Source organism: Paenibacillus sp. 1-18 (assembly GCF_000520755.1).
Classification (GTDB): Bacteria; Bacillota; Bacilli; order Paenibacillales; family Paenibacillaceae; genus Paenibacillus; species Paenibacillus brasilensis.
Map to the genome: position 1 here is coordinate 1 of NZ_ASSB01000076.1, position 7,615 is coordinate 7,615.

Sequence of the window (7,615 nt, forward strand, 5' to 3'; positions counted from 1 at the left end):
GCCCGGCTGATTCGGGCGGCGCTCAGTGACGGGCTGATGAGCGAATTTGGCGGAAGCCTTCACGCCAAAGACTCGGTAAGCCGCGTAGATGCGGCCAGCCTGCTCGTATCTGCCCTGTTTCCGCAGGAGCGTGCCTCGCAGCTCCAGGGAATCGACGGCCAGCAGATACGGATCAATGGCATCGCTTATGACGTGGCAGAGCCGCTGCGCGGCATTTTTCACGCGGATAATCAGGCCGCGTTGCGTGGCGCAGGCATCCGTTTCCATGCCACAGGCCGGACGGTGGACAAGGTTACTTGGCTGGAGCTTCGCAGCAGCGGGACTCCGGCTGGTAACGGTGAAGCGGAGTTCAGTGGGAATGTTGTGCTGGATGGGCACGGTTCCACCCTGAACGGAGATTTGGTAGTCGCCGGGGATTTTACATCGGTGCTGCATCTGAAAGTGGAGCAGCAGCTAACGGTGGATGCCCGGGTGCAGCAGGATTTTTATGCACAGGATGTACAGGTGCAGGGACAGACCCAGATTAACGGCGGAGATAACAATACAGTCGTATTTGATAGCTCGACTTTGACGCAAATGGATGTCACAAAGCCTGAGGTTCATGTCGTACTCAGCGGCACGGCAAGCGCGACTGTTATGAACGTACAATCCAATGCGAGCATTGAAGTAGGCACGGCTGCTTCATTGTCACAGCTGAATATTAATGAAGGGACGGACAACGTCAGTCTTCAGGGGACGGTTCCAACCGTTCAAGTAACTGGCAGTCAGTCCGTTGAAATGACAGGCAACAGCACGATCCAGCAGTTGACCGTCAGTGGGACAGGAGCCTTGCAATTAAAAAATACGGGGAGTATTGAAAACCTGCAAGTCAGCAATCCGGCAGCTACGGTCAATGTGAGTGGAAATATACAGGTATCCGCCCTCACACTCGGGACCGGAGTAGCTTCCAATGCGGTTACGGGTTTAGCTGTCACAAGCGTAACAGGTACATCTTCATCTTCTGGAGGCTCATCAGGCTCATCCAGCGCTGCTAACCGCTCACCGGAGGTTGTGAACGCTTCTGTCGAGCGTGTAATTACGGAAGGCACGGGTGAGCAATTATACGATTTGCGTCAATTCTTTACCGACCCGGACGGGGATGTTTTGACCTTTTCGGCCGCTTCTCTTCAATCCGGCGTGGTACGGGCATCTGTGTCAGGCAATACCTTAAAGCTTACGCCTGTCAGTGTCGGCAAAGCATCCATCAGTGTATCGGCTAATGATGGACGCGGAAAAAGGATATCGTCCACCTTCAAGATTACCGTGAATGGCCTGCCTGTATCTACAGGTATACCAGCTCAGAATCTTACTGTGGGACAGTCCGATGCTGTACTGCATTTGAACGACTATATTCAGGACCCGGAAAATGCCGCCTTAACGTATCAGGTTACTGTTGATCATCCTGCTGTAGCGTCGGCGGTGCTTGCGGGAGATGAATTGCGTCTCAGTCCGCTTCATGCGGGCAGCACAATCGTTCATGTCACTGCGAATGACGGACAGCAAGGGGAGGACGGCAGCACAGGGCAAAAGCAGATTGATTTCAATTTGACGGTTCAGGGCGCTCCGAGCCATGCTCCGCAAGGACAGACGCCTCAACCGTTAACCGTAACTTTGGGTCAGCCGAATTCAATGCTGGACCTCGGGGCGGTATTTACGGATGCAGATAGCGATCCGTTGGTATTCACAGCGGCCAGCGCGGATACGTCCATCGTGCAGACTTCCATCACAGGCCACCAGCTTACCTTGCAATCGCTGCAACCGGGGAGTACCAGCATTACCTTGACGGCAGACGACAGCAAGGGGGGAACAGCCACCGTTACCTTGATCGTCACGGTTTTGCCAATCCCCAATAGCAGCCCGGTGGTAACCCATGTACCCAACGCTGTACATCTGATTTTAGGCAAGGCTGACGGCACAGTGGATCTGTCCACCATTTTTGCAGACCCGGACCATGATTCGCTCAGGTATGAAATCAGTTCTTCTGCCCCGGCTGTAGCTGATGCTATGCTTCAAAATGATCAGCTTGTCATTCATGGGCTGGCTGCCGGCAGTACAATCATTACGATTACTGCTACAGACGGCAGAGGCGGAGAGATTAGCACAGACTTACAGGTTCATCTATTAGAAAATGCAGTGATTGCAGCTATCCCTGAGCAATTGCTTCAATTGGAAAATCCTGCACCAGAACTGGATCTGTCGCCGTTCCTATTGAATTGGGACCTGGCTTCTCTTTCTGTGACAGCGGACACGTATGACCCGGGTATTGCTACGGCCCATATGAACGGTCAGAAGCTGCAGCTAAACCCGGTCAGTGTAGGAACCACCAGTGTAACACTCAGTGTGTATGATCAGTACGGACGTGCAGAGGGAGCGACTTTCCCGGTTATCGTTAGCATGCCGCAGCTCAATCATGCTCCTCAAGTCATCTCAGCTATAAACGAGCAGGTGTTGAGCCCTGGAGTTACACAGCAAAGGGATTATGATCTGCAGCAACTGTTCAGCGATGAGGATGGGGATGAGCTTCAGTTTACGGTTAGCTCCAGTGATCCGACTTTGGTGAGTGTATCGCTTCAAGGCAGCAGCTTAACACTGGCTCCAGGCACAGGCAGCGGTCTTGCTGCTATGACCATTACAGCCACGGATGGTAAGGGTGGCTCTGTCCAATATACGTTTAATGTACGCAACGCTGAACTGATTTCCGGTGGCATCACTCCGATAGGGGTTAAATACGGGTTGCCGTACAGAACGGTCGACCTGTCCAGCTACTTCCCGGGACAATCGGAATTTCTAGTGTATAGAGGGACCCCATCCTCAACATTCACTGGACCTGTAGATCACTTGGGCACGACGATTGCCCTTTCCCCGGACCCCGTGCTGGTATGGGTGGTAGGAACAGATGGGAGGGCTGCTGTATTTCAGGTTCAGCAGGACCCACAGCAAGCGCCTGCTGTATATTTCTCGCAATTTGTAGATGGCGGGGATGGACGGATTGTGTTGCAATTGTATTATAACGGGGATGGAGATCCTTCCCACAGAGGAGAAAATTATTCACTGGAAGTTCATCAATGGATGAAGAATACAAACCGTATGAATGTGACCACGATACCCATTAATCCGCTTTATCCTGCCATGCCATACTTGATCATTGACAGTATCTTTTATGATTTCATGGATATTACGCCTGCTTGGTATTTTAATGATGAGGGTAATTTCTACAACCCGAACGAATTTAATACCGTTGCATACGTTTTGAAATACCAAGGACAAGTGGTGGATGTATTAGGAAATCCAAATTCGCATGAACAGTTTACACCGCAAGGTGGAACGTTCGTCCGTAAGCCGGGGATATCCTATGGATCGCCTGTCTACAATCAGCCGGATGAGTGGAATGCGTATCCAAAAGGGGCCTATCAATTTGTAAGCATTCATACGCCATAATCGGTAGACTTGTCTGAAATACCTCTCCCTTGAGGACAAGGCATTCATATAAAGGTGTAACCCATCAACATACGGAGGGGTTGCACCTTTTTTGTATACTATCAAAATGGAATAGAGAGGGTTCATGTATAGCAGTGAGTGCAGTCACATTGATACCTCGAAAAACATGGCTATAATGTACATATAGTTTAAATTTTTTCTTTTTGGAGCTGACAGTTCCAAATATCTCATTAATAAAGGAGAGCGATCGTCTCATGAACATACATTTAGAGCTGGACCCCTTGTCAGTGGAAAGGCTGGACAGTGCTCTGTCAGGAAGACCGGGAATGTTTAAGCTGTTTTATGATACAGAAGGCTGCGGATGCAACGGCGTCATTGTCATCCAGGTTATTACAACAGCGAATGCAACTGATAGAATAGTTCAATCCGAGCCCTATTCTTTTTGGGTAGACCGACAGCAGGAGCAGCAGTTCGATAGCAGAATGCGGCTTGAGGCAGACCCCAACTATCCATCGTTCAAGCTCATTAGTGATGCAGGCATACTTAGTGGCAACATTAGAATTCAAGATGTGCGCGCAAAATAGTGAATTCAAAAAGACGAATCTCTTCCACCGTAAATGGAAATGAGGTTTGTCTTTTTTAATGTAGTGACTTCCTTTGAAATGGTACAATAACTGTTATGATCATTCGAGAAGGACGTTGAGATGATGAAAAATTTGCTCGTTTCGGGCTACCGTGCCCATGAATTGAATATTTTCAGTCAAAAGCACGAGGGCATTCCATATATCAAAAAGGCGATTGCAGGCAGGCTCATTCCTCTGATTGAAGAAGGACTGGAATGGGTGATTACTCCCGGCCAATATGGGGTGGACCTGTGGGCCTGTGAGGTAGCTATTGCTCTAAAACAGCAGTATCCCCGCCTAAAATGCTCTATACTGGCAGCTTATCAAAATATGGAGGAAAAGTGGAAGGAAGAGAAAAAGGAGTACTTTCAGCAAATTTGTAACGCAGTTGACTACGTGGGCTTTGTCAGCCGTCAGCCTTATCAGGGGATATGGCAGCTCAAGGCACGGGATGAACTGCTTTTCCGCAAAACAGACGGTTTGTTGCTCGTTTACGACGAGGATGCTGGAGAGGGCAGTCCGCGTTTTATGAAGGAGCTGGCATTAAAAAAGCAGCAGGCGGAAGGCTATCAATATATCAGCATCAGCTCGGAGGATATCCAAAGCATTGCGGATGAAGAACGATTATTCATGGACCTCTGATTTTTAAAGCATTAGCTCGGATTTGTGAACAAAAAGGACAAGGACGAATTCGTCCCTTTACTTCTATGTAAGCGCTACCATAAAATTTAAACAACAATAACTTATCAGTCAGATAAAATAAATTTATTGAAAAACAAACCAGAAAGGAGCCATTGATTCATGAACAAAAGGTTTCGGCATACTGCGTTGCTCTGTCTCGGTGTCATGCTGTGTGGAATGGTCACTCCGATGGATAGCCAGGTCTCCGCTGCCTCAACAAGGCAAATGGAAAAGCTGAGCCGGGGAGCTGTGGCGGTCAAGGTGCCGGAGGGCGTACTTGTGAGCTGGCGTTTGCTGGGCACGGAAGCAGATTCGGTCAGCTTTAATCTGTACAGAGGGACAAGCAAGGTGAATGATACGCCGATTACATCGAGAACCAATTATTTGGACAAGGCAGGTACAACCTCATCCTCGTATACGGTTCGTGCCGTGGTGAATGGAACAGAGCAGGCTGCTTCCCCTGTGGTAAAGGTATGGAGCAGCAACAATCTGGACGTTCCCATCCAGCAGCCTGCGGGCGGTAAAACTCCGGATAATGTGAGCTACACGTACCAGGCCAATGATGCCAGCATAGGGGATTTGGATGGGGATGGCGAGTATGAGATTGTGTTAAAATGGGACCCTTCCAATGCCAAGGATAATTCGCAATCCGGCTATACGGGAAATGTATTTTTGGACGGCTACGAGCTGGATGGAACACGCAAATGGCGAATTGATCTGGGACGGAACATTCGCGCTGGAGCACATTATACGCAATTTCTTGTCTATGATTTTGATGGTGACGGCAAAGCGGAAATTGTATGTAAAACAGCAGACGGCACGGTGGATGGCACAGGTGTAAAAATGGGCGACGCTTCGGCGGACCATCGCAACGTCAATGGTTATATTTTGGCAGGTCCCGAGTTCTTGACCGTATTCTCGGGCAATACAGGTAAAGCTCTTAGCACGATTGATTATGTGCCGCCACGCGGATCGGTATCCAGCTGGGGAGATAATTACGGCAACCGTGTGGATCGTTTTCTCGCCGGGGTTGCTTATCTGGATGGGGTGCGGCCCAGCATTGTGATGGCACGGGGCTATTACACCCGGACGGTGCTGGTCGCGTATGACTGGCGTAATGGAAGCTTGAGTCGCCGCTGGACCTTTGACAGCAACAGCTCGACCAATGCCGGGACAGCCGGACAGGGAAACCACAGCCTGAGCGTGGCGGATGTGGATGGGGATGATAAGGATGAGATCGTGTATGGCTCGCTGGTGGTGGACGATAACGGAGCGAAGCTGGCTAACACGGGAATGGGGCACGGCGATGCACTTCATGTCGGAGATTTGGACCCGGATCGTTCAGGCTATGAAGTGTTTAAGGTAAATGAGGACAAGAACGCCACCTATGGCGCAGCCATGTACGATCCGCGTAACGGCAACATTTTATGGGGCGTAAATACAGGCAAGGATACCGGCAGAGGCATGTCCGCAGACATTGATCCGCGTACCAAAGGGAACGAGCAATGGGCGCCGGGGATCGGCTTGCGTTCAGCTAAAGGAGCGCTTGTTACAAATGCGCTACCGTCCTCCATTAACTTTGGAATTTGGTGGGATGGCGACCTGCTGCGTGAACTGTTGGATCATACCTCGTCAAGCGAAGGTAAAATCGACAAGTGGAACTATACCAACTCGACCACTTCCAATTTGCTTACCGCGACAGGAACCAGCTCCAATAACGGAACGAAAGGTACACCGTCCTTGCAGGCTGATCTGTTCGGCGACTGGCGCGAGGAAGTAATTTGGCGCAAAAGCGACAATTCGGCACTACGAATTTACACAACACCATACGAGTCAGAGCACCGATTCTATACACTTATGCATGATCCAGTGTATCGGTTAAGTGTGGCCTGGCAGAACGTAGCCTATAATCAGCCGCCACACACCAGTTTTTATCTGGGAGAAGGGATGTCCAAGCTCCTGCAGCCCAATATATACACTCCTTGATTACAAGGCCAAAATGAAATACGAATGGACAGAAAACGAATAAGGGCTCCGGAGTTGATCGGAGCTCTTTTTATTATGCTTTGTTATACCTATAGAAAGAGAACGTATGATCCTGATTAAAAATGGGAACATTAGTTCTTATTAAGAGAATATACACATGAAAAAGGAGGCGGGATAGTGACTTCTCTGGCGACCGAAGGCATGATTGAGCTCGTAACCAATGTCGGATTCCCTACTGCATTAAGTCTGATTCTGTTAAAATATATCCTTGTCACCCTCAGTCGCAGATTGGAGCAGCTTGACCGATCTGTTAAGCAATTGTCGCAATCCTTGGAAGATATGGAGGCAAAGCGGGTAAAGCAGTCAGATGAGCCGTGCAGGGCAGATACGGACAAACTTCGTGCCGAATGAGCAAATAAAGGAAAATAGAAACAATTTAGCAACCTAATTGCACAGCAGAATTCTTATAATAGAAAGGTGTGCAGTCTATGCAGGCATATATTAATGGAGGTGTATATTAAGATGAAAATAAATACGAAGCTATCCGCGCTGTGCATTGCAGCCACACTTTTGAGCGTAGCGCAGGCCGCAGCCGCAGCGCCCGCTGTGACCGCTCCAGCAGAAGCGACGCAGCCGGACGTTGCCAATCCGGCCGCTGCGGCCCCGGCTCAGGTGCCAGCACCAGCAGCATCTGCGTCGGTTAAGACACCGGCCCCACCAGCCCCGTCCGCGCCAGCTGCGTCGATCCCGGCTGAAGCCGCAGGTTCCGCCAAAGCCGCTGCACCAGCAGCTCCGTCCACTTCAGTAGCGCGTCCATCCGCGTCGGTAGCGCCAGCGCCTGCTGCGGC

General features: G+C 50.0%; 5 protein-coding genes and 1 pseudogene. All 6 read left to right on the forward strand.

Translation table 11 applies throughout. The annotated features are described in order from the left end of the window. The coding region (locus L693_RS31095; protein WP_025716409.1) for an Ig-like domain-containing protein at positions 1-3,477 on the forward strand (3,477 nt) is incomplete at its 5' end. A 254-nt stretch (positions 3,478-3,731) separates the two neighbouring features. After that, positions 3,732-4,061, forward strand: coding sequence for an iron-sulfur cluster biosynthesis family protein (locus L693_RS0105515; protein WP_025716410.1), 330 nt, complete (start codon positions 3,732-3,734; stop codon positions 4,059-4,061). Positions 4,062-4,184: 123 nt separating this feature from the next. Continuing rightward, positions 4,185-4,742 (forward strand): SLOG family protein, encoded by a 558-nt coding sequence (locus L693_RS0105520; protein WP_025716411.1) that lies wholly within the window; start codon positions 4,185-4,187, stop codon positions 4,740-4,742. Positions 4,743-4,901: 159 nt separating this feature from the next. Next, positions 4,902-6,767 (forward strand): rhamnogalacturonan lyase, encoded by a 1,866-nt coding sequence (locus tag L693_RS0105525; protein WP_025716412.1) that lies wholly within the window; start codon positions 4,902-4,904, stop codon positions 6,765-6,767. 177 nt (positions 6,768-6,944) lie between these two features. Further along, a complete protein-coding gene (locus L693_RS0105530) occupies positions 6,945-7,178 on the forward strand; it encodes a hypothetical protein (RefSeq protein ID WP_025716413.1) in 234 nt (77 codons plus the stop codon). Between the two features lie 111 nt (positions 7,179-7,289). Beyond that, positions 7,290-7,615 (forward strand): annotated as a pseudogene (locus L693_RS0105535) (DL-endopeptidase inhibitor IseA family protein); the annotation flags it as partial.